Below are 24,748 nucleotides of genomic sequence, written 5' to 3'. Positions count from 1 at the left end.
GCTCACACCCCCACCGGGACGGCTCGCGCGAAGCCACCGTCCACCATCAGGTTCGCCACCGTCTCCAGCTCCGGCGGGTTGCCCGCCAGCCTCTGGAGGAACTCGTCGAAGTCCGCCCCGCACGGCAGCAGCAACCGGTCCACCCGGTCCCGCACCGTCAGCGCGTCCCGGTCCCGCGCGTCGTCGTACGCGCAGAACCACACCGAGCCCACGTCACCGCCGCCCCGCACCTTCACCGCCAGCAGACCGCCCTGCACGAACGCCACGCCCAGGAAGTCCTTCGTCAGGTGATCGCGCAGACACTTGTTGACGTACACCAGGTCGTTGACCGCCGCCTCGTCCCGCACCGTGAAGAACGGCTGGTCGACCAGCAGCCCCAGCTCCGCGTCGAGCGCGGCGCCGACCGGCGCGCAGCCCCCCGCCGCCTTCAGGAACGACCGGTACGCCCCCGGAAGCCGGTACCCCAGGTCCTCCTCCACGCCTTGCAGCTGCGCCTCGGACACCGACAGCGCGCCCTTCGGCAGCCCGAAGTGCGCCGGGCGGGTCTCCTGGAGAGGGCGCGTGCCGCGCTTGCCGTGGTCCACCGCGGCGGTCGCCAGCCCGCCGTGGTGCCTCAGCAGCGCCTTCACCTCCACCGGCACCAGCTCCATGCGCCGCGTGCCGGCCACGTGGTGCCACGTCCAGCCGTGCGGCGTCGCCACGGCCGGCACCGTGTCCCACAGCTCGTGCCCCGCCGCGGACAGCGCGGCGTTCGCCGACACGTAGTCCGTCAGCCGCAGCTCGTCCACACCGAACCCCTCCGGCGGCTCGGCGATCTCCGCCGCGGCACGGGCGTACGGCGAGAAGTCCGGATGGCCGTTCGCGTCCATCCGCACCCCACCGGGATGCCGGGCGGCACGGACCGGGTCCGGGAAGTGCACGACCTGCCCGGCGTAGGCCGCGTTCGGTGGCGCGGCACTCTGCTGCCCGAGCCGACCTGTCGTCATGGCGGATGCCCCCTGCTGCTGCTGGCTGGTCCGCACAGCCTATGCGGTGGGCCGACAGGGGGGACCCGCCCTCCGCACCGGTGACCAACCGTCACCTTCAGGTGACCCAATGACCATCACGCGACACACCGATCACACATTTCAGCGCCCCCGCTTCCCCATCAGCTCACCCGTTTGGCAGGCTGTCCCACGCAACTCGGGGGATTGCAGAGGGGACGACACACATCATGCACACGGCCCGACCAGGCACGACGGCGACCACCGGCGACCCGCGCCTCAGCTGGAGCAGCACCGGCCCCGATCTCACCCCGATACTCCGCCACCGCCGCGACGGCATCCTGCCCACCGTCGGAGCAGCACTCTCCGTACGCGGCGAGACCCTCACCTGCACCGCCGGACGGGGCGACCGGCCACCCGCGCTGCACCCCCTCGTGCAGGACTTCCTCGACACCCTCACCAGCGGCCAGCGCGAACGCTTCACCGGCCGCTGCCCCGAGGCGATCCTGCTCTCCCGCCACCTCGCGGCCACCGAGGCGAACCGCTCCAGGCGCGCCCAGCGCAAACCGCTCAGCCAGGGGGAGGCCCGCCGGTCCCTCAAGAACGCCAAGATCACCGCACGCCGCATCCGGGAGGACGGCGACCCCCTCCACGGCAGCTACGCCGCCCCCTGCCGCTCCTGCGCCGCGCTCCTCGCCCACTTCGGCGTACGCCCCGTCGACCCCGCCACCGCCCAGAACGGCTGACCGCATACCCATGCCCGACCTGAACACCACCCGCTTCCCCGTCGCCGTCGACGCAGCCCTGAGGGAGGCGGGCTGGCAGCCCGGCCGCTGGGACATCAGGCAGGCCGAACACTGGGCCGACGCCCTGCGCGCCCATGTCTCCCCCGCCGGTCACCGGCACAGCGTCTTCCCGGCCGCCGTCGAAGCGTGGGCCGAATTCGGCGGCCTGCACATCACCGCGCCCGGACCGGGACGCCAGATCGCCCCGACGCCGGTCCACCTCGACCCGCTCGCCGGCCTCCACCACGCCCGCAGCCTCGCCGACCTCGGCCGCGCGCTCGCCACCGAGCTGGCGCCCCTCGGCGAGGAGGCCGACAACCGGGCCGTCCTCGCCATCGACGCCGAAGGCCGCGTCTACAGCCTCGACCACGCGGGCGACTGGTTCCTCGGCCCGGGCATCGACCACGCCCTGGCCACCCTGATCACCGGCGCCCAGCCCGCGCGCCTCACCTCGACCTGACCCCCGGCCCGCCGTCGCCCCTCGCTCCACCCCGGGCAGGCCCCGGGTCCACCCAGCGCCCCAGGGCCCAGCCCCTCGGGAACCCCCGCCCCCTGCCGCCCGGGCCGCCCCGGGGCCCGAAGGCCACCGGCCCCCGAGCCCCTCAGGCCCCGGGCCCGGGTCCACCCAGCGCCCCCGGGCCCCCAGGCCCCCGGGCCGCCCCGCGCCCGCTCAGGCGGCGGGCACCGGCAGTACCGCCGACACCTTGAAGCCGCCCTCGTCCGTCGGCCCGGCCACGAACACCCCGCCCAGCGCCGTCACCCGCTCCCGCATCCCGACCAGGCCGTTGCCGCCGCTCGGCAGGCCCGCGTCCGCGGTCCGCCCGTCCGCCGGCCCGTTCTCCACCTGCATCGCCACCTCACCGTCCCGGTAGGCCAGCCGGACCACCACCTTCGCGCCCGCCGCGTGCTTGTGGACGTTCGTCAGCCCCTCCTGCACCACCCGGTACGCCGTCCGCTCCACGGCCGCCCCGCACTGCCGCGCCTCACCCATCACCCGCAACTCCACCACCATCCCCGCCTGCCGCGACTGCTCCACCAGCTCCACCACGGCATCCAGGCACGGCCCGTCCTCCCGGTCGCCGTCCGGCCCCGCGCCGGACCCCACGCCCGCCGAACCCGCGCCCTCCGCTTCCGCGGCGGGAGCGGCGGCGGCGACCGCCGCCACCCGTTCCACCGCCGCCCGTGGCGCCGGTCCCCGCACCGGGGCCGGGTCCGCCGCCCGCAGCACCCCGAGCATCTCCCGCAGCTCCGTCAGCGCCTGCCGGCCCATGTCCCCCACCAGCGCCGCGTTCTTCGCCGCCTTGTGCGGATCCTTCAGCGCCACCGCCTGGAGCGCCGCCGCGTGCACCACCATCAGGCTCACCCGGTGCGCCACCACGTCGTGCATCTCCCGCGCGATCCGCGTCCGCTCCTCGGTCCGCGCCATCTGCGCCCGCTGCTCCGCCCGGTCCGCGAGCAGCGACAGCTCCTGCTCCAGACTGTCCGCCCGTTCGCGCAGGCTCTCCAGCAGCCGCCGCCGCGCCCCTATGTACAGGCCGAACAACACGGGCGGGGCGTTCATCCCGAGCGCCAGGATCACCGCCATCAGCAGCACGTACCAGGGCCCGGGGTCGAAGTCGGCCGACCCGATGTCCTGCCGCACGCGCACGAACGTCACGATCAGCACCGCGGCCAGCGACATCCCCGCCAGCACGGCGATGATCCGCCGGGGCACCTCGGAGGCGGCGAGCGTGTACAGCCCGACGATCCCCATGAGGTAGCCCATCTCGGCGGGCGTGATCGCGATCGAGACCAGCACCACGGCGACCGGCCACCGCCGTCGCACCACCAGCGCCGCTCCCGCCACCAGCCCGAACAGCACCCCGAGCGGCACCGGCAGCGCGGCACGATCCGCGAACCCCACCCCCTCGACCGCGCACTCCAGGGCGGAGACCGCCCCCAGCCCCACGTCCAGCACGGCACTGCGCCGCCGCCCCCACCACCACCGGCCCCGGGCAGTCACGCCCGCGGCCTCCTGGTGCGCCCCCGTTGTGGTCATGTCCTCCAGCCTACGGGCGGGCGCGACCCGTTTTCCGGTCAGCCCGACGGCCGGCCGGCCGCCCGGACGACGGCCGCACGAGAGCCCGCGCGACGGCCCCGTCGAGGGCCGTCCGGCAGCACCGCAGGGGCCGTCCCGCGCCCTCGGCACCCGCCGGTCCCCCGTGGCGGCCCGGGCCGGGGGCGGTCCGGAGGACCACCGGTTCTCCACCGTCGCATCGAGGGCCGGTGGTACGGCATAGTAGGGGCTGCGTCCGCTCCGGAATCATGGGATCGGACGCCAGCCCATCCCGGGTCGTCTAAGGGCAAGACGTCAGATTTTGGTTCTGATCATGGGGGTTCGAGTCCTCCCCCGGGAGCTCATGCCGGGTCCTGACCTCAACCGTCGGGACCCGCCCTCATTTCCGCTCCGAAACCCCCCGGTATCCTGCGGGTGTCCACCACCCGAAGCCGAAGGGCATTCCCGTGAGCGCCAACCGCCCGGCAGCCGTCGTCGTCCTCGCAGCGGGTGAGGGCACCCGCATGAAGTCGAAGACCCCCAAGGTCCTGCATCAGATCTGCGGGCGCTCGCTCGTCGGACACGTTGTCTCGGCCGCACGCGAGCTCGACCCCCAGCACCTCTGCGTCGTCGTCGGGCACGCCCGTGAGCAGGTGACCGCGCACCTCGACGAGTTCTACGCCGGCACCCGCACCGCCGTGCAGTACGAGCAGAACGGCACCGGTCACGCGGTGCGCATGGCGCTGGAGGAGCTGGGCGCCGGAGCCCTGGACGGAACCGTCGTGGTGGTGTGCGGTGACACCCCGCTGCTGTCCGGCGGGACGCTGACCGCCCTGGCACGGACGCACGCCGCGGACGGCAACGCCGTGACCGTGCTGACGGCCGAGGTCCCGGACTCGACCGGGTACGGGCGGATCGTGCGGGACCCCGGGACGGGTGCCGTGACGGCGATCGTGGAGCACAAGGACGCGTCCGACGCGCAGCGGGCGATCCGGGAGATCAACTCCGGGGTGTTCGCGTTCGACGGGAAGCTCCTGGCGGACGCGCTGGGCAAGGTCCGTACGGACAACAGCCAGGGCGAGGAGTACCTCACCGACGTGCTGGGGATCCTGCGCGAGGCCGGGCACCGGGTCGGCGCGTCGGTCGCCGGCGACCACCGCGAGATCCTCGGCATCAACAACCGGGTGCAGCTCGCTCAGGCGCGGCGGCTGCTGAACGACCGGCTCCTGGAGCGGGCGATGATGGCCGGTGTGACGGTGGTGGATCCGGCGTCGGTGTTCCTGGACGTGACGGTGACGTTCGAGCGGGACGTGGTGGTGCACCCGAACACGGAGCTGACGGGTGCGACGCACCTGGCGGAGGACGCCGAGGTGGGCCCCCACACCCGGCTGAAGGACACGAGGGTCGGCCGGGGCGCCCGGGTGGACAACACGGTGGCGGACCGCGCGGAGGTCGGCGACGGTGCGACCGTGGGCCCGTACGCGTACCTGCGTCCCGGCACGGTGCTGGGCGCGCGGGCGAAGGCCGGTACGTACGTGGAGATGAAGAACGCCCGGGTGGGCGAGGGGTCGAAGGTCCCGCACCTGTCGTACGTGGGGGACGCGACGATCGGTGAGCACTCGAACATCGGCGCCGCGAGCGTGTTCGTGAACTACGACGGCGAGAGCAAGCACCACACGACCATCGGGTCGCACTGCCGTACCGGCTCGGACAACATGTTTGTGGCTCCCGTCACGGTCGGGGACGGCGCGTACACCGCCGCCGGCTCGGTCATCACGAAGGACGTGCCGCCCGGTTCGCTGGCGGTCGCCCGTGGCCAGCAGCGGAATATCGAGGGTTGGGTCGCGCGGAAGCGGCCCGGAAGTGCCGCCGCGCAGGCTGCCGCGACGGCCTCCGAGCAGGCTTCTCACGAGGGCTGACCGGAAACGGGTGCGTCCGACTCGGCGTACCGTGATACGTGCACACAAATTCGGCTGGTTCGCGCGAAAGTGGTCGCGGCCAGAGGACACGTCTGAGGAGACAGTGCTGTGACCGGGATCAAGACGACCGGCGAGAAGAAGCTGATGCTCTTCTCCGGCCGCGCCCACCCCGAGCTGGCCGAGGAGGTCGCGCACCGGCTGGGTGTCGGCCTGGTGCCGACGAAGGCGTTCGATTTCGCCAACGGTGAGATCTACGTCCGGTTCCAGGAGTCGGCCCGTGGCGCGGACTGCTTCCTGATGCAGAGCCACACGGCTCCCATCAACAAGTGGATCATGGAACAGCTGATCATGATCGATGCTCTGAAGCGGGCCTCGGCCCGGAGCATCACCGTGATCATCCCGTCGTACGGCTACGCCCGGCAGGACAAGAAGCACCGCGGTCGCGAGCCGATCTCGGCGCGTCTGGTGGCGGACCTGCTGAAGTGCGCCGGTGCGGACCGGATCCTCACGGTGGACCTGCACACCGACCAGATCCAGGGCTTCTTCGACGGCCCGGTGGACCACCTGACGGCGCTGCCGGTGCTCGCGGACTACGTGGGTGCCAAGGTCGACCGCTCGAAGCTCACGGTGGTCTCGCCCGACGCCGGCCGGGTCCGCGTCGCCGACCGCTGGTGCGACCGGCTGGACGCTCCGCTGGCGATCGTGCACAAGCGCCGTGACAAGGACGTCGCGAACCAGGTGACGGTCCACGAGGTGGTCGGCGAGGTCGAGGGCCGGGTGTGCGTCCTGGTCGACGACATGATCGACACGGGTGGCACGATCTGCGCCGCCGCCGAGGCGCTGTTCGCGCACGGCGCGGAGGACGTCATCGTCACCGCGACGCACGGCATCCTGTCCGGTCCGGCGGCGGACCGGCTGAAGAACTCGAAGGTGAGCGAGTTCGTGCTGACGAACACGCTGCCGACGCCGGGCGAGCTGGAGCTGGACAAGATCACGGTGCTGTCGATCGCGCCGACGATCGCCCGCGCGGTGCGTGAGGTCTTCGAGGACGGTTCGGTGACGAGCCTCTTCGAGGAGCAGAGCTGATCACCGCGCCGGCCGCCTGATCGTCCGGTCCCCGGGGCCGTCCCGACCTTCACCGGTCGGGGCGGCCTTTCGCTTTCGGTTAGACTGCTGTAGTTGCTCGGCGAGGGAGGCCGCATCCGTACGTGGTGCGGCGGTCCGTTATCGACGCGCTCTTCGTAGCAGGCCAAGTCCAGTCGTGGCCGGGTGACCACGACCGTTGATCCGTCTGTCACTTACGAGGAGTGCACATGTCCGAGGTGAAGCTCACCGCTCAGACCCGCACCGAGTTCGGCAAGGGCGCCGCCCGCCGCATCCGTCGCGCGAAGCAGGTTCCGGGTGTTCTCTACGGCCACGGTTCGGACCCGATCCACCTGACGCTGCCGGGTCACGAGCTGCTGCTGGCGCTGCGTACGCCGAACGTCCTGATCTCCCTGGACATCGACGGCAAGTCCACGGAGCTGGCGATCCCGAAGGACGTGCAGCGCGACCCGCTGAAGGGCTTCCTGGAGCACGTCGACCTCCAGCTCGTGCAGCGTGGCGAGAAGGTCAACGTGGAGATCTTCGTGCACACCGAGGGCGAGCTGGCCCCGGGTGGCAACCTGCTGGAGCACGTGCTGAACGCGCTTCCGGTCGAGGCCGAGGCCACCCACATCCCCGAGTCCGTGTCGGTCTCCGTCGAGGGCCTGGAGGCCGGTGCCTCCATCCTGGCGAAGGACATCGCGCTGCCGAAGGGCACCACGCTGGCCGTCGACGGTGACACCGTCGTGCTGCAGGTCCTGGCCGCGCAGGCCGAGGAGCCGGCCGCCGAGGGCGCCGAGGGTGACGAGGCCGCCGAGGCCTGAGCCGTCCTGGGCTCTGCTTGACGGGGTGGTGGGCTGCGGCCCGCCACCCCGTTTCCCTGTTCTGTGTCCGTGTACGCACACGAGGAGACTGACGACATGACGACGGCGACGGAGGCCGGCGCTCCCTGGCTGATCGTGGGCCTGGGCAACCCGGGGCCGGAGTACGCCGCGAACCGCCACAATGTCGGGTTCATGGTGGCCGATCTCCTCGCGGAGCGGATCGGCGGGAAGTTCAAGCGCGCGCAGAAGGCGCAGGCGCAGGTGGTGGAGGGCCGTATCGGTCCTCCGGGGCCGGCGAACCGCCGGGTGATCCTGGCCAAGCCGATGTCGTACATGAACCTGTCGGGTGGTCCCGTGACGGCGCTGAGGGACTTCTACAAGGTGCCGACGGCGCATGTGGTGGCGGTCCACGACGAGCTGGACATCGACTACGGGACGCTGCGGCTGAAGCTGGGCGGCGGGGACAACGGGCACAACGGGCTGAAGTCGATGACGAAGGCGATGGGCCCGGACTATCACCGGCTGCGGTTCGGCATCGGCCGTCCGCCGGGCCGGATGCAGGTCGCCGACTTCGTGCTGAAGGACTTCTCGTCGACGGAGCGCAAGGAGCTGGACTTCCTGGTCGACCGGGCGGCCGACGCGGTGGAGTGCCTGGTGACGGAGGGGCTGGAGCGGGCTCAGTCGGCATACAACTCCTGACCGTACGCGACCGGAATTGACCGGGTGTGGTCGTGTGCCCGAGGATCGCGCCCCATGAGCAAGAAGCGGACCTCAGCCCTCCCGTACGCCCGTGCCGCCGCGATGGCGCTGGTCGCGTCGCTGCTGGTGGTGGCGGGAGTGTGGGCCTCGTGGGGCGCGGCGCAGCATGTGCTGCTGTCCAAGGGCCGCGAACACGGCACGCTGACGGTCACGGGCTGTTCGGTGGACGTGTGCACGGGGCGGTTCGACCCGGAGGGGCCGGCGGGGTCGGCGGGGCCGCGTACGGACATGACGATCGACCGGTCCGTGGCGGTGGAGCGGGGCGGCCGGTACCCGGTGGTCGTGAAGCCGGGTACGACGGAGCTGGTGCGTACGGGGTGGCCGGGCGGGCTGCACGCCTGGCTGCCGCTGGGCGGGGCGCTCGTGCTGGCGGCGCTGGTGATCGGTGGCGGGATGCGGTTGCCGAGGCTGGCGTGGGTGTCGGCGTCGCTGGGCGGGGCGCTGCTGGTGGGGACGTTCCTCGCGCTCTGAGCGGGCGGTACGGCGAAGGGGGCGCCCGGCGAGTGCCGGGCGCCCCCTTCGTTGTGCGGCGGTACGGGTCAGCCGGTGTTGCGCAGGCCGGCGGCCACGCCGTTGACCGTCAGCAGCAGGGCCCGCGAGAGCAGCGGGTCGGGCTCCTCGCCGCGCTCGGCGGCGGCCCGCTGGCGGGCGAGCAGGGCGACCTGGAGGTAGGAGATCGGGTCCAGGTAGGCGTCGCGGATGGCGAAGGTCTGCTGGAGGACCGGGTTGGAGTCGAGCAGCTTCTCCCCGCCGGTCACCCGCAGGACCTCGCTGACCGTGAGCGCGTGCTCGGCCTCGATGTCGTCGAAGACGTGCCGCAGGTTCTCGGGGACGAGCGTCTCGACGTAGTGGCGGGCGATCCGCAGGTCCGTCTTGGCGAGGGTCATCTCGACGTTGGACAGGAAGTTGCGGAAGAAGTGCCACTGCTCGTACATCTCGTCGAGCACGGCGTCGAGGCCGGCCTCGCGCAGGGCCTTGAGCCCGGAGCCGACGCCGAACCAGCCGGGAACGATCTGCCGCGACTGGGTCCAGCCGAACACCCACGGGATGGCGCGCAGTCCGTCGAGCGAGACGCCCGAGCCGGGGCGGCGGGAGGGCCGCGAGCCGAGGTGCAGGTCGGCGAGCTGGTCGACGGGTGTGGAGGCCAGGAAGTACGTCGGCAGGTCGGGGTCCTCGACGAGCCTCCGGTAGGCCGTGTGGGCGGCGTCGGAGACGACGTCCATGGCCGCGTCCCAGCGGGCGAGAGCCTCGTCGGACTGGCGGGGCGCCGTGTGCAGGGCGGATGCCTGGAGCGTCGCGGCGACCGTCAGTTCCAGGTTCTCCCGGGCCAGTGACGGGATGAGGTACTTGTCGGAGATGACCTCGCCCTGCTCGGTGACCTTGATCTCGCCCTCCAGGGTGCCCCAGGGCTGGGCGAGGATCGCGTCGTGGGAGGGGCCGCCGCCCCGGCCGACGGTGCCGCCGCGGCCGTGGAAGAGCCGGAGGCGGACGCCGTAGCGGTGGGCGACGTCGCGCAGGCGGCGCTGCGCGCGGTGGATCTCCCACTGGCTGGTGGTGATGCCGCCGAACTTGGAGGAGTCGGAGTAGCCGAGCATGACCTCCTGGACGTCGCCGCGCAGGGAGACGAGGCGCCGGTAGGAGGGGTCGGCGAGCATGTCGTTGAGGATGACGTCGGCGGCCTTGAGCTCGTCGGTGGTCTCCAGCAGCGGCACGATGCCGATCTTCGCCCAGCCGGCGTGCAGGTCGATGAGCCCGGCCTCGCGGGCGAGGACGGCGGCGGCGAAGACGTCGTCGGCGCCCTGGCACATCGAGATGATGTAGGACTCGATGACCTCGGGGCCGAAGCGCTCGAATGCCTGCTTGACCGTGTGGAAGACGCCCAGGGTCTTGGTACCGGCCGCGTCGAGCGGGGCGGGCGAGGGGGCCAGCGGACGGCGGGAGCGCAGCTCCTTGGCGAGGAGCTTCTGCCGGTAGTCGCGCGGCATGTCCGCGTACCGCCAGGATTCCTCGCCGAGGCGGTCGAAGAGCTGGCCGAGGGCGTGGTGGTGGGCGTCGGCGTGCTCGCGGACGTCCATGGTGGCCAGCTGGAGGCCGAACGCGGACAGGGTGCGGATGGTGCGGTCCATGCGCCCGTCGGCGAACAGGCCGCCGCGGTGCTCGCGCAGCGAGGTCTGGATCAGGGTGAGGTCCTGGATCAGCTCGGCGGTGCCCAGGTAGTCGCGGCCTTCCCGGTGCGCGGTGCCCTTGGCGAGGCGTTCGCGGGTGTTGACCAGCTTCTGGCGGATGCAGGTGGCCTTGAGCCGGTAGGGCTCCTCGGCGTTGAGGCGCTTGTAGCGGGGGCTGATCTCGGGGAGCCGCTCCAGGTCCCGCTGGAGGGAGTCCAGGAGCTCCTGGGTGGCACCGGCGTAGCGGATCGAGTTCGACAGCTGGCTGCGCAGGTGGTCGACGAGCTCGATGGCGTCGGTGATGCCGTGCTCGTGCTGGAGGATCAGCACGTCCCAGGTGACGGCGGGTGTGACGTTGGGGTTGCCGTCGCGGTCGCCGCCGATCCAGGTGCCGAAGGTCAGCGGGCGGGTGCCGGGGGGCAGCTCGACGCCGACGCGCTCCAGCTCGGCGGCGAGGTCCTCCAGGACGTCGCCGACGGCGCCCGCGTGCAGCTCGTCGAGGTAGTAGATCGCGTTGCGGGCCTCGTCGGTCGGCTCGGGGCGGACGACGCGCAGTTCGTCGGTCTGCCAGATGAGGTCGATGGACTCGGCCAGGCGCAGGTCGTGGCGGCGCCGGTCGGAGGCGATGACGGGGGTCTCGAGCAGCTCGGCGACGCGGCGGAGCTTGTTGAGCACGGAGCGCCGCGCGGCCTCGGTGGGGTGCGCGGTGAAGACGGGGCGGACGTTGAGGTTCTTGACCGTCTCGCGTACGTGTTCGGGGTCGCCGTCCTTGAGCATGTCGGCGGTGCGGGCGAGCAGGCCGCCTTCGGCGGCGCGCCGCTCGCGCAGTTCGCGGCCTCGGTGGACCTGCTCGGTGACGTTGGCCAGGTGGAAGTAGGTGGAGAAGGCGCGCACCAGGCGGGCGGCGGTCTCCAGGTCGGTGTCGCCGAGGAGTGCGGCCGCGGCCTCGCCGTTCTCGCGGGTGAGGTGGCGGACCTTCTCGACGAGGTCGAGAAGCTCCGGTCCTTCCTGGCGGACGAGGGTCTCGCCCAGCAGGTCGCCCAGTCGGCGGATGTCGGCGCGCAGCTCGGCGCTGGCGGAGGGGGTCTGGTCGGCACTGCTCACAGGTGCGGCTCCTTGCAGTGTTTGAGCACGTCTGGAGGGGTACTTGGAGGCTGCGGACCGCGCTGTCCGACGAGACCCAGGATAGGTGTCGCTTTCGGCGGCGCCGTCGCCAGCCCTCTTGCCGCGTGCCGAACCGCTGCCATACTTACGTCGCCGTAGGTTACGGAACCGTAGCCTCGGCTTCCGTCTCATCCCTCACCCCCCAGGGGACCCCATGACCACAAGCCCCGGCGTGCTCGAGAACTCGGACCCGTCCACCGCTCCCTCCCCGGACCTGCCGGCCGCCACGCTCGGCGGCGACAGCAAGCGTTCGATCGAGCAGATCACCTTGCTGCTGTTCATCACGGTGCCGTTCGCCGCCCTGCTCGCGGCGGTACCGCTGGCGTGGGGGTGGGGGGTGAGCTGGCTGGACATGGGGCTGATGGTGGCGATGTACTACATCGGCTGCCACGGCATCACGATCGGCTTCCACCGCTACTTCACCCACGGGTCGTTCAAGGCCAAGCGTCCGCTGCGGATCGCGCTGGCCGTCATGGGTTCGCTGGCGGTGGAGGGGCCGCTGGTGCGCTGGGTGGCGGACCACCGCAAGCACCACAAGTTCTCGGACGCGGAGGGTGACCCGCACTCGCCGTGGCGGTTCGGCGAGACCGTGCCGGCGCTGATGAAGGGCCTGTGGTGGGCGCACATCGGCTGGATGTTCGACGAGGAGCGCACTCCGCAGGCCAAGTACGCGCCCGACCTGATCAAGGACCCGGCGCTCCGGGCGATCTCCCGCTGGTTCATCGGCTGGACGGTGCTGTCGCTGGCGATCCCGCCGCTGGTGGGCGGTCTGGTGACGTGGTCGTGGTGGGGCGCCTTCACGGCGTTCTTCTGGGGCTCCCTGGTGCGTGTGGCGCTGCTGCACCATGTCACGTGGTCGATCAACTCGATCTGCCACGCGGTCGGCAAGCGCCCGTTCAAGTCGCGGGACCGCAGCGGGAACGTGTGGTGGCTGGCGGTGCTGTCGTGCGGTGAGTCGTGGCACAACCTGCACCACGCGGACCCCACGAGTGCGCGGCACGGTGTGATGCGGGGACAGATCGACTCCAGCGCGCGCCTGATCCGCTGGTTCGAGAAGCTGGGCTGGGCCTACGACGTGCGCTGGCCCACCGCCTCCAGGATCGAAGCCCGACGCCAGGACCGGGCCGCGAACGCGGCATGATGGACGATGTGGCGATCGACGGCAGTGGCACGAGTGGCAGCGACAAACCCAGGCGCGGGCGCCGGGTCAGGATGACGGGCGCGGAGCGCCGGCAGCAACTGCTCGACATCGGCCGCACGCTCTTCGCCGAGCGGGGCTTCGAAGGCACGTCGGTGGAGGAGATCGCCGCGAAGGCCGGCGTGTCCAAGCCGGTGGTGTACGAGCACTTCGGCGGCAAGGAAGGGCTGTACGCGGTCGTCGTGGACCGGGAGATGCGCCAGTTGCTCGACATGGTGACCGGCGCCCTGACGGCGGGCCATCCGCGTGAACTGCTGGAGCAGGCGGCGTTCGCGCTGCTGGACTACATCGAGACGTACAGGGACGGTTTCCGCATCCTGGTGCGGGACTCGCCGGTCGCGCAGTCGACGGGCACGTTCGCGTCGTTGATCTCGGACATCGCCACGCAGGTGGAGGACATCCTGGGCCTGGAGTTCAAGGCCCGGGGCTTCGACCCGAAACTGGCGCCGCTGTACGCGCAGGCGCTGGTGGGCATGGTGGCGCTGACCGGCCAGTGGTGGCTGGACGCCCGCAGGCCGAAGAAGGCGGAGGTCGCGGCGCACCTGGTGAACCTCGCGTGGCACGGGCTGGACGGCCTGGAGCAGAAGCCGCGCCTGATAGGGCACCGCAAGAGCTGAGCGGGCCCGGCCGGACCGGGTCGGGGCGCGGGCGCGGACGCGCGGCGCGCCCCGACGCGGCGGGGTAGCCGGTAAGTGGGGCGTCACCCCGTCGGCCCCTGGTTCGGCCGCCGGCTCGGATCCCGGCTCGGCTCCCGGGCCGGCTCCTGCCTCCTGGTGGCGACCGCGAAGACGCGGCGGAACGGGAACACCGTGCCGTGCGCGCCGGGCGGGTATGCCTTGCGGAGCAGGTCGCGGTACTGGGCCAGGAACGCGGCGACCGCCTCCCGGTCGCCGTCGAGGGCGGTGAGGACGGGGCGCAGGGCGGTGCCCTTCACCCAGTCGAGCACCGGGTCCTCCCCCTGGAGGAGCTGTGAGTAAACGGTTTCCCAGACGTCCACGGTCAGGCCCAGATCGGCCAGGCGGGTGAGGTAGTCGGCGGCGTCGAGGATGTGGACGAAGCGGCGGCCGTGGCCGGTGAGCCGGGCGCGCCACTGGGGGGTCTCGCACAGTTCGCCGAGGAGCGCGTGGCTGGGCGAGGTGAAGTTGGCGGGGACCTGGAAGGCGAGGGTGCCGCCCGGGACGAGCCCCTGGGTCCAGACGGGAAAGGATTCGGGGTGGTTGGGCACCCACTGGAGCGCGGCGTTGGAGATGATCAGGTCGTACGGTTCGTCGGGCGTCCAGTGGGCCGCGTCGGCCGGGCGGAAGTCGAGCCAGCCGCCCCCCTCGGTGGTGCCGGCGTAGTGCTTCTCCGCCTGTTCCAGCATTTCGGGCGAGAGGTCGTAGCCGGTGATGCGGGCGTGCGGCCAGCGGTCGGCGAGCAGCGCGGTGACGTTGCCCGGCCCGCACCCGAGGTCGGCGATGCGGGGCGAGCGGCCCTCGGTGACGGCGGGCAGTTCGGGTATGCGGGCGAGCAGGTCGAGGAACGGTCGGGTGCGGTGGGTGGAATGGCGCAGGTACTGCTGTGGATCCCAGATCGGTGCGGAATACATGTTGGAGCCCCCTTGCTGGAACGAAGTGCCGAAGCGGAACAGAGTCCCGGCCCCGTCATGCCCAAGGGTCCAGCCACATATTTCTTGACGTCAAGAGACTTCACGTCGACAGATCGCCTACACTGATCGCCATGGAGGACGAGGTCGACCGTCTGGTCGCTGCATGGCGCCGCGAGCGCCCGGACCTCGACGTGGAACCGCTCGAGGTACTCAGCCGCGTCTCCCGGCTCGCCCGCCACCTCGACCGGGCCCGGCGGCTCGCCTTCTCCGAGCACAACCTGGAGCCCTGGGAGTTCGACGTCCTGACGTCGCTGCGCCGCGCGGGCGCGCCCTACCAGCTCTCCCCCGGCCAGCTGCTCACCCAGACGCTGGTCACCTCCGGCACCATGACCAACCGCATCGACCGGCTCGCCAAGAAGGGCCTCGTCGAGCGGCTGCCCGACCCCAGTGACCGCCGCGGCGTCCTGGTCCGCCTCACCCCCGAGGGCCGCGACCGCGCCGACCAGGCGCTCGCCGGGCTCCTCGCGCAGGAGCGGGCCATCCTCGCGGAGCTGTCGCGCTCCCAGCGGGGCGAGCTCGCCGGCCTGCTACGCCAGCTGACCGCCCCGTTCGACAACATCCCCGGCTAGGCCGGACCCCAGCTCCGCCGGCCCCACCCCCGCCCGGCGCGCCAGCGCGACCGCCGCCAGCGTGGAGTGCACGCCCAGCTTCCCCAACACGTTCTGCATATGCGTACGCACCGTGTGCGGGGACAGGAACAGCCGCTCGGCCACCGCCTTGCGGCCCAGGCCCGCCACCATGCAGCGCAGCACCTCCCGCTCGCGCGGGGTCAGCGACTCCACCAGCCGCTCGCTCTCGGTGCGGTGCTTGCGCGCCGCCGTCAGCTCCCGCAGCACCCCGGTGAGCAGCGCGGGCGGCAGGTGCGTCTCGTCGCGCAGCACGCCTCGTATCACCGTCAGCAGCCGCTGGAGCGAACAGTCCTTGGCGACCCAGCCCGAGGCCCCCGCCTGGAGGGCCAGCGCCGCCCGGCCCGGGTCGTCCTTCTCGGCCAGCACCACCGTGCGCACCTCGGGGCGGCCCTCGCGGACCCCGGCCACCAGAGAGATGCCGTCCACGACGCCCTCGCCGTTGTCCGGCACCGCACGCGCGACCGCCGGGGCGTTCGCGACGCCCAGGTCGGCGTCGACGAGCAGCACGTCGAACCTGCGACCCTCGGCCGCCGCCCGGTCCAGGCAGCGCAGCGCGGCGGGGCCACTGCCGGCCGCCACGACGTCCACGTCGGGCTCGGCCGCCAGAGCGGCGGCCAGCGACTCGGCGAAGATGCGGTGGTCGTCCACCACCAGAACCCGGATACGGACCACTGACACCCCCATGGGTCGAGGAAACGGAGCAGCTGCGGGTACGGCGCCCGGAGTCCGAGGCATCAGTGGTCGCGCGGCCGCCGCCGTGCGGTGACTGTTACCCCCGCCCAGGGCGTCGTACCCGGCTGTCTCGCCCCCTGATCAGCACCGGCCCCCACCGGTGCTGTGCATCAGGGTACGGCGGTACGGCCCGCGAGGAAGGGGAGTTGCGCAAACTCACCGCCCCCGCGCGCCGGCCGCGCCGCGCTCAGCCGACCCTGCGCGCCCCCGCCGACGGCACCGCCGGGAACACCCGCGGAGCCGTGAACCCGGCCGCCGCGAACGCCTCCGTGACCGCCTTGGTCACCGTGTCCGCCATGTCCGCGTCGACCAGCACGACCGCCGATCCGCCGAACCCGCCGCCGGTCATCCGCGCCCCCAGCGCCCCGGCGCCGGTCGCGGCCGAGACCACCAGGTCCAGCTCCGGGCAGGAGACCCGCAGGTCGTCCCGGAGCGAGGCGTGCCCCTGGCTGAGGACCGGCCCGACCGCCCGCACGTCCCCCGCGTCCAGCAGGGCGATCGTCCGCTCGACCCGGTGGTTGTCCGACACCACGTGGCGGACGTACGAGCGAACCGTTTCGTCACCCAACCTCCGCAGGGCGTCGGGCAGTTGCGCGTACTCCACCTCGCGCAACGTGCGCACGCCGAGCGCCCGCGCGCCCGCCTCGCACCCGGCGCGCCGCTCGGCGTACGCGCCGTCTCCGAGCGCGTGCTTCACCCGGGTGTCGACGACCAGCAGCCGCAGGCCCCGGGCGTCGAGGTCGAACGGCACCTGGCGCGTCGACAGGTCCCGGGTGTCTAGGTACAGGGCGTGGCCCTCGGTGCAGCACGCCGACGCCATCTGGTCCATCACGCCGCACGGCACGCCCACGAACGCGTTCTCGGCGCGCTGGCCGAGGACGGCCAGCTCCGGGGCCGACAGCCCCAGCCCGTACAGGTCGTTCAGGGCCAGCGCGGTGACGACCTCCAGGGCGGCCGACGACGACAGCCCGGCGCCCGTGGGCACGGTGGAGGCGAGGTGGATGTCGGCGCCCGCGACGGCGTGGCCCGCCTCGCGCAGCGCCCACAGCACCCCGGCCGGGTAGGCCGCCCAGCCGGTGTCGGCGCGCGGCTCCAGGGTGCCGGTGTCGAGCTGGACCACGCCCTGGCCGGTGTCGGCCGAGTGGACCCGCAACCGCCCGTCCGCGCGCCGCGACACGGCGGCCACGGCGGTGTGCGGGAGCGCCAGCGGCATGACGAGCCCGTCGTTGAAGTCGGTGTACTCCCCGATCAGGTTGACCCTGCCGGGCGCGGCCCACACCCCCTCGGGGGCGTACCCGTACAGCCGGTGGAACTCCTCCGCGACGCTCATGCCCCCCGCTCCGCCCCGACGGCCCGGGCGAAGTCCCAGGCGTCCGCCACGATGTCCGCCAGCTCCGGACGCGACGGCTTCCAGCCGAGCCGGTCGCGCGCGGTGGCGGCCGAGGCGACCAGCACCGCCGGGTCGCCGCCGCGGCGGGCGGCAAGGACCTCGGGCACCGGGTGACCGGTCACCTCGCGCACGGTCTCGATGACCTCGCGGACCGAGAAGCCGTTGCCGTTGCCGAGGTTGCAGATCAGGTGCTCGCCCGGGGTGATGGCGTCCATGGCGAGCAGGTGCGCCTCGGCGAGGTCGGCGACGTGGATGTAGTCGCGCACGCAGGTGCCGTCCGGCGTCGGGTAGTCGTCCCCGTACACCGAGATCGACGGGCGTCGGCCGAGCGCGACCTGGAGCACCAGCGGGATGAGGTGGGACTCGGGGTCGTGCCGCTCGCCGTGGCGCCCGTACGCCCCGGCGACGTTGAAGTACCGCAGCGAGGCGGCGGCCAGGCCGTGGGCTGCGGCCTCGCCGGTGATCATATGGTCCACGGCGAGCTTGGAGGCACCGTAGGGGCTGGTGGGGGCGGTGGGGTCGGTCTCGGTGAGGGGGGTGGAGACCGGCTCTCCGTAGGTCGCGGCCGTGGAGGAGAACACCAGGCGGCGCACGCCGGCGCCGCGCATGGCGGCCAGCAGCGCCATCGTCCCGCCGACGTTGTTCACCCAGTACTTCTCCGGGTCCACGACCGACTCGCCGACCTGGGAGAAGGCGGCGAAGTGCAGGACGCCGTCGTAGGAGGCGTCCAGGTACCGGGCGGCGTCCTGGACGCGGCCCTCGATGAAGTCCGCGCCCCCGGGGACGCCCTCGCGGAAGCCGGTCGACAGGTCGTCCAGGACGGTCACCCGGTGCCCGGCCTCCAGCAGGTGCGCGGCGACCACCCCGCCGATGTAGCCGGCCCCGCCCGTCACCAGGTACTTGGCTGTGCTCACTTCGTCGCTACCTCTCGCAGTCGGCGGGCCGCGGCCTCCGGCGGCACGTCATTGATGAACACGCTCATACCGGACTCGGAGCCCGCGAGGAACTTCAGCTTGCCGGACGTGCGCCGGATGGTGAAAAGCTCCAGGTGCAGCGCGAACTCGTCGCGCTCGGGGTCCCCGAACGGCGCCTGGTGCCAGGCGGCGATGTACGGCGTGGGCGATTCGCCCCGTCCCTCCTGCTCCGGGCCGCCCGGAACGCCGGCCGGCGCGTCGAAGATCCGGTCGAAGCGCCGCAGGAGTTCCAGGTAGACCCGTGGGAACTCCGTGCGCGCCGCGTCGTCCAGCGCCCGAAGGTCCGGCACCCGCCGCTTGGGGTAGAGGTGCACCTCGTACGGCCAGTGGGCGGCGTAGGGCACGAAGGCGACCCATTCACCGGTCTCCAGGACCACCCGTTCGGCCTCCGCGCGCTCGCGCCCGACGACGTCGTCGAAGAGGTTGCGGCCGGTGGCGGAGCGGTGGGCGGCGGCGGAGCGCTGCATCAGCGCCGTGCGTGGGGTGGTGAAGGGGTACGCGTAGATCTGGCCGTGGGGGTGGCCGAGGGTGACGCCGATCTCGGCGCCCCGGTTCTCGAAGCAGAACACCTGTCGTACGCCCGGCACTTCGGCGAGTTCGGCGGTGCGGTCGGTCCAGGCCTCCAGGACCAGCGCGGCCCGGTCCTCGGTGAGGTCGGCGAACGAGGCGTCGTGGTCCGAGGTGAAGCAGACGACCTCGCAGCGGCCCGCGTCACCGGCGAGGGACGGGAAGCGGTTCTCGAAGACCACCACGTCGTAGTCCTCGTCGGGGATCTCGCTGCGCCGTCCGTCGCGCGAGGGGCACAGCGGGCACTCGTCGGCCGGGGGGTGGTAGGTGCGGCCCTGGCGGTGCGAGGCGATGGCGACGGAGTCGCCCAGCAGCGGGTCGCGGCGGATCTCCGAGGTGGTGGAGATCGGGTCGAGGGGCCGCCGGTCGACGGCGTCGCGCACGACGTCGTCCCGGGCGTCGTAATAGACCAGCTCGCGGCCGTCTGCCAGCCGGGTCGACGTCTTCTTCACTCGGGCTCCTCGCACGCTCGCACCTATGCCCCCAACAGAAGCAAACACAATCAACCATAAGCCAACAGGCCGCGTCAACGACCGGCCCGAGGCGGCACCGCCCCGCAGCCCGCCGCCGCGACCCGGCCATGACCTTGGAGATGCAAGCGCTTGCTTGCGGACATTTCCCCTCACCCGATCACAATCAAACAAAGAAAGCCAACAGAACTGTTCAGATCATGGAGGGGGAGGCGTAGGTTCCGGCCTGATCAGTTCACGCGACGAAGCGAGTACTCATGCGTCACCTGGCCGACGGGCCGTACCTGGCCGACGGGCTCCGGCTCCCCACCAACGGGCTCGACTACACGATCCTGGCGATCTACTTCGCCGTGGTCCTGGGCATCGGCTTCGCCGCCCGGGCGAGCGTGAGGACCAGCCTCGACTTCTTCCTCTCGGGCCGCTCCCTGCCCGCCTGGGTCACCGGGCTGGCGTTCGTCGCCGCCAACCTGGGGGCGACGGAGATCCTGGGCATGGCCGCCACCGGCGCCCAGTACGGCGTGGCGGTCGTCCACTGGTACTGGATCGGCGCCATCCCCGCCATGGTCTTCCTGGGCCTGGTGATGATGCCCTTCTACTACGGGTCCAAGGTCCGCTCCGTACCCGAGTTCCTGCTCCAGCGGTTCGACAGGCCCGCGCACCTGCTCAGCTCCGTGCTGTTCGCCTTCGCCGCCATCCTCATCGCGGGCGTCAACCTCTACGCCCTGTCGATCGTCGTCGAGGCACTGCTCGGCTGGCCGCAGTGGGTCTCCATCGTCGTCGCCGGGTTCTTCGTCCTGGCGTACATCACCATCGGCGGCCTGTCCTCCGCGATCTACAACGAGGTGCTCCAGTTCTTCGTGATCCTCGCCGCGCTCATCCCGCTGACCGTCCTCGGTCTGAAGCGGGTCGGCGGCTGGGACGGCCTGACCGGCTCACTGGAGAAGAGCCACGGCTCCGACTTCCTCTCCGCCTGGGGCGGCACCGGCATCGGCGACGCCAACCCGCTGGGTGCCAACTGGCTGACCATCGTCCTCGGCCTCGGCTTCGTGCTCTCCTTCGGCTACTGGACCACCAACTTCGCCGAGGTGCAGCGCGCCCTGTCCGCGAAGAACCTGTCGGCCGCCAAGCGCACTCCGCTGATCGCCGCCTTCCCCAAGATCTTCATCGTGTTCGTGGTGATGATCCCCGGCCTGGTCGCCGCCGTCCTCGTCCCGAAGATCGGCACGGCGGGCTCCGGTCTCACCTACAACGACGCCATCCCGCTGCTGATGCAGGAGCTGCTGCCCAACGGCGTCCTGGGCATCGCCGTGACCGGACTGCTCGCCGCCTTCATGGCCGGCATGGCGGCGAACGTGTCGTCGTTCAACACCGTCTTCACCGCCGACATCTGGGCCAAGTACGTGGTCAGGGACCGCGACGACACGTACTACCTGCGCTTCGGCCGGATCGTCACCGCCGTCGGCGTCCTGGCCTCCATCGGCACCGCGTTCCTCGCCGCCAGTTTCTCCAACATCATGGGCTACCTCCAGACCCTGTTCTCCTTCTTCAACGTGCCGATGTTCGTGGTCTTCATCATCGGCATGTTCTGGAAGCGCGCCTCCGTCAAGTCCGGGTTCTGGGGCCTGGTCGCGGGCACGGTCGCCGCGATGGTCAACTACTTCGTCATCTACAAGCAGGGCGTCATCGCCATCCCCACCGACCAGGGCGCCAACTTCGTCTCGGCGATCGTCGGCTTCGTCGCCGGCGCGGTGGTGATGGTCGCCGTCACCCTCTTCACCGCCCCCAAGCCCGAGGCGCAGCTGGCGGGACTGGTGTACGGGACGAGGTCGCCGGGCATGGAGGAGGCGCCGTCCGAGGGCGACGACGCCTGGTACCGGCGCCCCGCCCTGCTCGGCTGGGGAGCCGTCCTCCTGGCCGCCGCCTGCTACCTGCCGTACTCCTTCTGACCGCCCCGGAGGCACCGAGCCATGTCCGAACTGCAGCGTGAAGTCTCCGAGCTGGAGAAGAAGTCCGCCACCGCCGCCCGACTCTTCGACATCCGGCGCATCATCGGGGGCCTGTTCACGGTCTACGGGATCATCGTCACCGTCGCCGGGCTCACGGCGTCCGACGCGGACCTGGAGAAGGCCGTCGGCGTCAACATCAACCTCTGGACGGGACTGGGCATGCTCGCGCTCGGGCTGTTCTTCCTGATCTGGCTCTGGCTGCGTCCGGTCGCCCCGCCGACCCCCGCGCCGGCGCCGCCCGCCGAGTGAACCCGGGGCCGGACATCAGGGGATGTCCGGCCCCTGCGGCGTCCCGGGGGTCCCGGGGGTCTCAAGCGCCCGAGGGGCCTCGGGCGCCCCCGAAGTCTCGGCAGCCACCGGTGTCTCAGTAGTCCCAGGCGCCCGAGGAGCCCGGGGCGCCACCACCGTCCCCGAGGACGCCGCCCGGTCGAGCAGTCCCGTACGGGCGGCGAGGGCGGCGGCCTCCAGCCGCGACCCGACGCCCAGCTTCATCAGCACCCGCTGCACATGCGTACGCGCGGTGCTCGGCGCGATCCTCATCCCGGCCGCGATCAGCCGGGTGTCCTCGCCCTCCGCCACCCGCACCAGCACCTCCACCTCGCGCGGGGTGAGCAGCCGCAGCAGCCGCTGCCCCTCGTCGTCCGGCTGCGCCACCGGATTGAGCAGCTCGGTGAAGGCGCCCTGGAGGAGCTGCGGCGCCACCGCCGCCTCCCCCGCCCGGGCCTTCATCATGGCCCGCTCCACGCCCTCGATGCGCTCGTCATGGCGTACGTAGCCGGAGGCACCGGCCGCGAACGCCGCCGCGATCCCGCGCGGTGACGGCACCGGGCCGAGCACCACCACCGCCACCTGCGGGCGCTCCCTCTTGATCGTCACGATCGGGTCGAAGACCCCCGGCTCGGCCGGCGCGGCCGTCCCCAGGAGGCACACCTCCGGCGCCCGGCTCACCACCAGCTCGGCCGCGCCCGCGGTGGGCGCGGCGGCGGCGAGCACCCGGTGCCCGCGCAGTTTGAGCGCCGAGGCGAGCGCCTCGGCGAGCAGCCGGTGCTCGTCGACCACCATGAGCCGCACGCCCATCGACCATCCCCCATCCCCCGGGGGCCCGGCCCCCCGCCACCCCCGGCACTGTTGACCCGGCAAGCTACACGCTTGTTCGACGGAGCGCGCCCCCTACGTGGCGAAAGCCCCCCGGATTGTCGAATAGTTCGCCGCACAGGGCGACAGGCGCTTCACCAAGTGGACGGCCCGGCACCCCGGATGCTCCGGGGTGCCGGGCCGTCGGCCGACCGCTGGGTACGGGTCACCTCGTGGTGAACGAGATGGCCAGGTACTCCTTCCGGTCGGTGGACGTGCCGCTCGGCGCGTCGAACAGGTTGTCGGCGATGAACAGCCGGCCGTCGGTGTAGCGGATCTCGGCGGAGTCCAGGACGAAGGACGACTCCGCGTCGCGCACGGCCTTGTCGGACGGGTTCTGCAGCAGGAGGGTCTGCTTGAACGTCCCGCCGTCGATGCTCACGACCTGCCCGCCCGCGTCGTACGGGGGCTTCTTGTAGGCGATGATGTTGCCGCCGTCCATCCGCAGCGGGAACATCGAGTACCGGTCGCCCGCGTCGGCCTTGTCGGTGGTGGGCTTGCCGGTGGTGAGGTCGAAGGACACGATCTCGTTGGTGTCGCCGTACTCGCCGCCGCCCTCGTGGTCCTCGGTGGGCAGGTAGAGCCGGTTGTTGCCGACGACCACCCGGTGGCAGACCTCCACGCCGGTCGAGTCGCACTCGGCGGCGTACCGCTCGGCGTCGGCCGCGATCTTCACCTTGAGCTTGCCGGTCTTCTCGTCGATGGAGAAGAAGTCGGAGATGCCGGAGCCGTCACCGGCGGTGTCGCCGACGTCGGCGGCGACCACCAGCGGCTTGGTGGAGACGATGCCCGCGTCCTCGACGCCGGCCGGCATCTTGTACGACGACAGGGGCGCGCCGGTCCTCGGGTCGAGGTTCTGGATGAGCAGGTACCCGTTGTCGAGCGAACCGCACAGCCGAGCCGCGACCAGCGCCTCGCCGCCGCCGTAGCCCCGGTCCTCGCATTCCTCGGCGTCGATCTGCGGCTTCCACAGCTCCTTGCCGGTGGCCAGGTCCCAGGCGGCGCCGCCGTCCAGGCCGCCGGCGGCGACCGTGCCGGCGCCGACGGTCACCTCGTCGAACGATGCCTTCTCGTCACCGGAGTCGGGGGTCGCGACGGACTTGCGCCACAGCAGCTTGCCGGTGGTCAGGTCGATGGCGCCGACCTCGGTGCAGGGCTGGAAGTTCTTCGGCGGCACGCGCTTGGCCGCCTCGAAGACGATCGCGGTCCTGTTGTCCTTGACGTGCCGCGAGGCCGCGCACACCTGGCCGGGCAGCGCGGTCGTCCACAGGGGTGTCCCCTTGGCGATGTCGTAACCGACCACCGACTCGATGCCGGTCTTCACGTACGCCTTGTCGGTGGTCCAGGAGCCGGTGACGTTGGTGATGTCGGTGACCTTCGGCAGCGGCAGCTGGAACGCCACCTTCGCCTTGGTGTTGGCGGACGGCTTCTCCTTGCCGCTGCCGCCCGGGGCGGTGCCGCCCGTCCCCTGGCCGCCGCTCTCACTGGTCCCGGTGGAGCCCTTGGCGTCGTTCGCGGGGTCGTCCTGGGAACCGGCGTACCAGATGCCGGCACCGACGATCAGGACCACGGCGACGGCCGCCGCGATGATGATCTGCATCTGCGTGGACAGCTTCCCGCCCCCGCCGGCCCCGGACTGCGGCGGCATCGGCTGCGGGGCCTGCTGCATCGGAGCCGTGGGGTAGCCGTAGCCGGGCTGCTGCGGCGGGTACGGGCCGGGCACCTGCGGGTAGCCGTAACCGGGCGGCTGGGCCGGGGGCGGCGTCTGCGGCGGCTGGGGGGCGTGCGGGTAGCCGTAGCCCGGGCCGGGCGGGGGCGTCGGGGCGCCGAACCCGCCGGGGGTGGGCGTCCCCCCGGCGGAGCCAGGGGGAGGGTCCTGCGGGGCGCCGAAACCACCCGAAGGGGGCTGGTTCGGCGGCTGGTTGGGCGGCGGTGGTGGCTGCGTCATGGGATGCGTACCTCTGGGAGTGAAGGGTGTCGGTTCAGGGCGTGGGGAGTCAGGACGCGGTCACGTGCCGAAGGCCGTCGTGATCGCCGTGCCCCGCTCCGGCTCGTCGCCGAAGCCGCCGGCGCGGCCGTCGACGAGGAGGTGGCGGCCGGCGGGGTGCGGCGGCTTCGGGTCGGACAGCCGCCTGGCGATGACGACGGTGTCGCCCACCCGCAGGGGCCGTGGACGTCCGCGCCGGAGCCGGGGTCGTCCACGGTGTTCCCGCGGGTACGGCAGCACGGTCTCGTCCGCCCCGCGGGCGGCGTCGACCCGGCCGGCCACCGCCTGGTCCAGGC

Annotated in this window: 23 protein-coding genes and 1 tRNA gene; 13 read left to right on the top strand and 11 right to left on the bottom strand. The window is 72.1% G+C overall.

The genetic code is table 11. From position 1 onward, the window contains the following. Window positions 1-2: 2 nt before the first annotated feature. Window positions 3-986 (bottom strand): SMI1/KNR4 family protein, encoded by a 984-nt coding sequence (locus IE109_RS10250; protein ID WP_189550461.1) that lies wholly within the window; start codon window positions 984-986, stop codon window positions 3-5. 227 nt (window positions 987-1,213) lie between these two features. On the opposite strand from IE109_RS10250, the gene IE109_RS10245 reads away from it, so the two are divergent. Together IE109_RS10245 and IE109_RS10240 are read left to right on the top strand one after the other, a co-directional pair. Beyond that, window positions 1,214-1,729, top strand: a complete 516-nt coding sequence (locus IE109_RS10245) for a YwqJ-related putative deaminase (RefSeq protein WP_189550460.1) — start codon at window positions 1,214-1,216, stop codon at window positions 1,727-1,729. A gap of 10 nt (window positions 1,730-1,739) precedes the next feature. Beyond that, a complete protein-coding gene (locus IE109_RS10240) occupies window positions 1,740-2,228 on the top strand; it encodes an SUKH-3 domain-containing protein (RefSeq protein ID WP_189550459.1) in 489 nt (162 codons plus the stop codon). A gap of 210 nt (window positions 2,229-2,438) precedes the next feature. Here IE109_RS10240 and IE109_RS10235 read toward each other — a convergent pair whose 3' ends face one another. Continuing rightward, complete coding sequence (locus tag IE109_RS10235; protein ID WP_189550458.1) at window positions 2,439-3,806, bottom strand: sensor histidine kinase; 1,368 nt, start codon at window positions 3,804-3,806, stop codon at window positions 2,439-2,441. A 287-nt stretch (window positions 3,807-4,093) separates the two neighbouring features. On the opposite strand from IE109_RS10235, the gene IE109_RS10230 reads away from it, so the two are divergent. From IE109_RS10230 to IE109_RS10205, 6 genes are all read left to right on the top strand, one after another. Continuing rightward, window positions 4,094-4,164, top strand: a tRNA-Gln gene (locus IE109_RS10230). Between the two features lie 106 nt (window positions 4,165-4,270). After that, on the top strand, window positions 4,271-5,722 hold the full coding sequence (gene glmU / locus IE109_RS10225; RefSeq protein WP_189550457.1) for a bifunctional UDP-N-acetylglucosamine diphosphorylase/glucosamine-1-phosphate N-acetyltransferase GlmU: 1,452 nt from the start codon (window positions 4,271-4,273) through the stop codon (window positions 5,720-5,722). Between the two features lie 108 nt (window positions 5,723-5,830). Next, entirely contained in the window at window positions 5,831-6,808 is a 978-nt protein-coding gene (locus IE109_RS10220) for a ribose-phosphate diphosphokinase (protein WP_189550456.1), read from the top strand. 227 nt (window positions 6,809-7,035) lie between these two features. Beyond that, window positions 7,036-7,629, top strand: coding sequence for a 50S ribosomal protein L25/general stress protein Ctc (locus tag IE109_RS10215; protein WP_189550455.1), 594 nt, complete (start codon window positions 7,036-7,038; stop codon window positions 7,627-7,629). A gap of 96 nt (window positions 7,630-7,725) precedes the next feature. Then, on the top strand, window positions 7,726-8,328 hold the full coding sequence (gene pth, locus IE109_RS10210; RefSeq protein ID WP_189550454.1) for an aminoacyl-tRNA hydrolase: 603 nt from the start codon (window positions 7,726-7,728) through the stop codon (window positions 8,326-8,328). 54 nt (window positions 8,329-8,382) lie between these two features. Continuing rightward, window positions 8,383-8,859 carry a hypothetical protein gene (locus IE109_RS10205; RefSeq protein ID WP_189550453.1) on the top strand — a complete coding sequence of 159 codons (477 nt, stop codon included), beginning with the start codon at window positions 8,383-8,385 and terminating at the stop codon, window positions 8,857-8,859. 68 nt (window positions 8,860-8,927) lie between these two features. On the opposite strand, the gene ppc is transcribed toward IE109_RS10205, so the two are convergent. Beyond that, window positions 8,928-11,657 carry a phosphoenolpyruvate carboxylase gene (ppc, locus tag IE109_RS10200; protein WP_189550452.1) on the bottom strand — a complete coding sequence of 910 codons (2,730 nt, stop codon included), beginning with the start codon at window positions 11,655-11,657 and terminating at the stop codon, window positions 8,928-8,930. A 214-nt stretch (window positions 11,658-11,871) separates the two neighbouring features. On the opposite strand from ppc, the gene IE109_RS10195 reads away from it, so the two are divergent. After that, window positions 11,872-12,858, top strand: a complete 987-nt coding sequence (locus tag IE109_RS10195; protein ID WP_189550451.1) for an acyl-CoA desaturase — start codon at window positions 11,872-11,874, stop codon at window positions 12,856-12,858. Next, window positions 12,855-13,532 (top strand): TetR/AcrR family transcriptional regulator, encoded by a 678-nt coding sequence (locus IE109_RS10190; protein WP_189550450.1) that lies wholly within the window; start codon window positions 12,855-12,857, stop codon window positions 13,530-13,532. Before IE109_RS10195 ends, IE109_RS10190 begins: the two co-directional genes overlap by 4 nt. A gap of 83 nt (window positions 13,533-13,615) precedes the next feature. Here the strand turns inward: IE109_RS10190 and IE109_RS10185 are convergent, their stop codons facing one another. Continuing rightward, a complete protein-coding gene (locus IE109_RS10185; protein ID WP_189550449.1) occupies window positions 13,616-14,503 on the bottom strand; it encodes a trans-aconitate 2-methyltransferase in 888 nt (295 codons plus the stop codon). A gap of 131 nt (window positions 14,504-14,634) precedes the next feature. Here IE109_RS10185 and tamR point away from each other — a divergent pair, with 131 nt between their 5' ends. Then, entirely contained in the window at window positions 14,635-15,132 is a 498-nt protein-coding gene (gene tamR / locus IE109_RS10180; protein WP_189550448.1) for a MarR family transcriptional regulator TamR, read from the top strand. On the opposite strand, the gene IE109_RS10175 is transcribed toward tamR, so the two are convergent. The 4 genes from IE109_RS10175 to galT form a co-directional block, all read right to left on the bottom strand. Continuing rightward, the gene (locus tag IE109_RS10175; protein ID WP_189550447.1) at window positions 15,091-15,876 is read right to left on the bottom strand and encodes a LuxR C-terminal-related transcriptional regulator; all 786 of its coding nucleotides are present in this window, start codon (window positions 15,874-15,876) and stop codon (window positions 15,091-15,093) included. The genes tamR and IE109_RS10175 overlap by 42 nt on opposite strands. Window positions 15,877-16,111: 235 nt before the next feature. Continuing rightward, complete coding sequence (gene galK / locus IE109_RS10170; RefSeq protein ID WP_189550446.1) at window positions 16,112-17,254, bottom strand: galactokinase; 1,143 nt, start codon at window positions 17,252-17,254, stop codon at window positions 16,112-16,114. After that, complete coding sequence (gene galE / locus IE109_RS10165; protein WP_189550445.1) at window positions 17,251-18,228, bottom strand: UDP-glucose 4-epimerase GalE; 978 nt, start codon at window positions 18,226-18,228, stop codon at window positions 17,251-17,253. Before galE ends, galK begins: the two co-directional genes overlap by 4 nt. Continuing rightward, window positions 18,225-19,307 carry a galactose-1-phosphate uridylyltransferase gene (galT, locus tag IE109_RS10160; protein WP_189550444.1) on the bottom strand — a complete coding sequence of 361 codons (1,083 nt, stop codon included), beginning with the start codon at window positions 19,305-19,307 and terminating at the stop codon, window positions 18,225-18,227. Before galT ends, galE begins: the two co-directional genes overlap by 4 nt. Window positions 19,308-19,582: 275 nt before the next feature. Here galT and IE109_RS10155 point away from each other — a divergent pair, with 275 nt between their 5' ends. Continuing rightward, window positions 19,583-21,271, top strand: coding sequence for a sodium:solute symporter family protein (locus IE109_RS10155; RefSeq protein ID WP_189550443.1), 1,689 nt, complete (start codon window positions 19,583-19,585; stop codon window positions 21,269-21,271). A 21-nt stretch (window positions 21,272-21,292) separates the two neighbouring features. Beyond that, on the top strand, window positions 21,293-21,580 hold the full coding sequence (locus IE109_RS10150) for a hypothetical protein (RefSeq protein ID WP_189550442.1): 288 nt from the start codon (window positions 21,293-21,295) through the stop codon (window positions 21,578-21,580). 15 nt (window positions 21,581-21,595) lie between these two features. Here the strand turns inward: IE109_RS10150 and IE109_RS10145 are convergent, their stop codons facing one another. The 3 genes from IE109_RS10145 to IE109_RS10135 all read right to left on the bottom strand — a co-directional run bounded on the left by IE109_RS10145 (window position 21,596) and on the right by IE109_RS10135 (window position 24,623). Then, window positions 21,596-22,408 (bottom strand): response regulator transcription factor, encoded by an 813-nt coding sequence (locus IE109_RS10145; protein ID WP_229890845.1) that lies wholly within the window; start codon window positions 22,406-22,408, stop codon window positions 21,596-21,598. A gap of 223 nt (window positions 22,409-22,631) precedes the next feature. After that, on the bottom strand, window positions 22,632-24,413 hold the full coding sequence (locus IE109_RS10140) for an outer membrane protein assembly factor BamB family protein (RefSeq protein ID WP_189550441.1): 1,782 nt from the start codon (window positions 24,411-24,413) through the stop codon (window positions 22,632-22,634). Between the two features lie 60 nt (window positions 24,414-24,473). Continuing rightward, a complete protein-coding gene (locus IE109_RS10135) occupies window positions 24,474-24,623 on the bottom strand; it encodes a hypothetical protein (RefSeq protein ID WP_189550440.1) in 150 nt (49 codons plus the stop codon). Window positions 24,624-24,748 lie beyond the last annotated feature (125 nt).

The organism is Streptomyces lavendofoliae (genome assembly GCF_014649735.1).
GTDB lineage: Bacteria > Actinomycetota > Actinomycetes > Streptomycetales > Streptomycetaceae > Streptomyces > Streptomyces lavendofoliae.
Note: the sequence above shows the minus strand (reverse complement) of the source record. Positions and strands in the feature narration are given on the sequence as shown.

What these genes read in the sequence shown, in the direction of transcription:
- IE109_RS10250 (WP_189550461.1), bottom strand. Translation starts at nt 986, where the DNA reads ATGACGACAGGTCGGCTCGGGCAGCAGAGTGCCGCGCCACCGAACGCG.
- IE109_RS10245 (WP_189550460.1), top strand. Translation starts at nt 1,214, where the DNA reads ATGCACACGGCCCGACCAGGCACGACGGCGACCACCGGCGACCCGCGC.
- IE109_RS10240 (WP_189550459.1), top strand. Translation starts at nt 1,740, where the DNA reads ATGCCCGACCTGAACACCACCCGCTTCCCCGTCGCCGTCGACGCAGCC.
- IE109_RS10235 (WP_189550458.1), bottom strand. Translation starts at nt 3,806, where the DNA reads ATGACCACAACGGGGGCGCACCAGGAGGCCGCGGGCGTGACTGCCCGG.
- IE109_RS10215 (WP_189550455.1), top strand. Translation starts at nt 7,036, where the DNA reads ATGTCCGAGGTGAAGCTCACCGCTCAGACCCGCACCGAGTTCGGCAAG.
- pth (WP_189550454.1), top strand. Translation starts at nt 7,726, where the DNA reads ATGACGACGGCGACGGAGGCCGGCGCTCCCTGGCTGATCGTGGGCCTG.
- IE109_RS10205 (WP_189550453.1), top strand. Translation starts at nt 8,383, where the DNA reads ATGAGCAAGAAGCGGACCTCAGCCCTCCCGTACGCCCGTGCCGCCGCG.
- IE109_RS10195 (WP_189550451.1), top strand. Translation starts at nt 11,872, where the DNA reads ATGACCACAAGCCCCGGCGTGCTCGAGAACTCGGACCCGTCCACCGCT.
- IE109_RS10190 (WP_189550450.1), top strand. Translation starts at nt 12,855, where the DNA reads ATGATGGACGATGTGGCGATCGACGGCAGTGGCACGAGTGGCAGCGAC.
- IE109_RS10185 (WP_189550449.1), bottom strand. Translation starts at nt 14,503, where the DNA reads ATGTATTCCGCACCGATCTGGGATCCACAGCAGTACCTGCGCCATTCC.
- tamR (WP_189550448.1), top strand. Translation starts at nt 14,635, where the DNA reads ATGGAGGACGAGGTCGACCGTCTGGTCGCTGCATGGCGCCGCGAGCGC.
- IE109_RS10175 (WP_189550447.1), bottom strand. Translation starts at nt 15,876, where the DNA reads ATGGGGGTGTCAGTGGTCCGTATCCGGGTTCTGGTGGTGGACGACCAC.
- galK (WP_189550446.1), bottom strand. Translation starts at nt 17,254, where the DNA reads ATGAGCGTCGCGGAGGAGTTCCACCGGCTGTACGGGTACGCCCCCGAG.
- IE109_RS10155 (WP_189550443.1), top strand. Translation starts at nt 19,583, where the DNA reads ATGCGTCACCTGGCCGACGGGCCGTACCTGGCCGACGGGCTCCGGCTC.
- IE109_RS10150 (WP_189550442.1), top strand. Translation starts at nt 21,293, where the DNA reads ATGTCCGAACTGCAGCGTGAAGTCTCCGAGCTGGAGAAGAAGTCCGCC.
- IE109_RS10145 (WP_229890845.1), bottom strand. Translation starts at nt 22,408, where the DNA reads ATGGGCGTGCGGCTCATGGTGGTCGACGAGCACCGGCTGCTCGCCGAG.
- IE109_RS10140 (WP_189550441.1), bottom strand. Translation starts at nt 24,413, where the DNA reads ATGACGCAGCCACCACCGCCGCCCAACCAGCCGCCGAACCAGCCCCCT.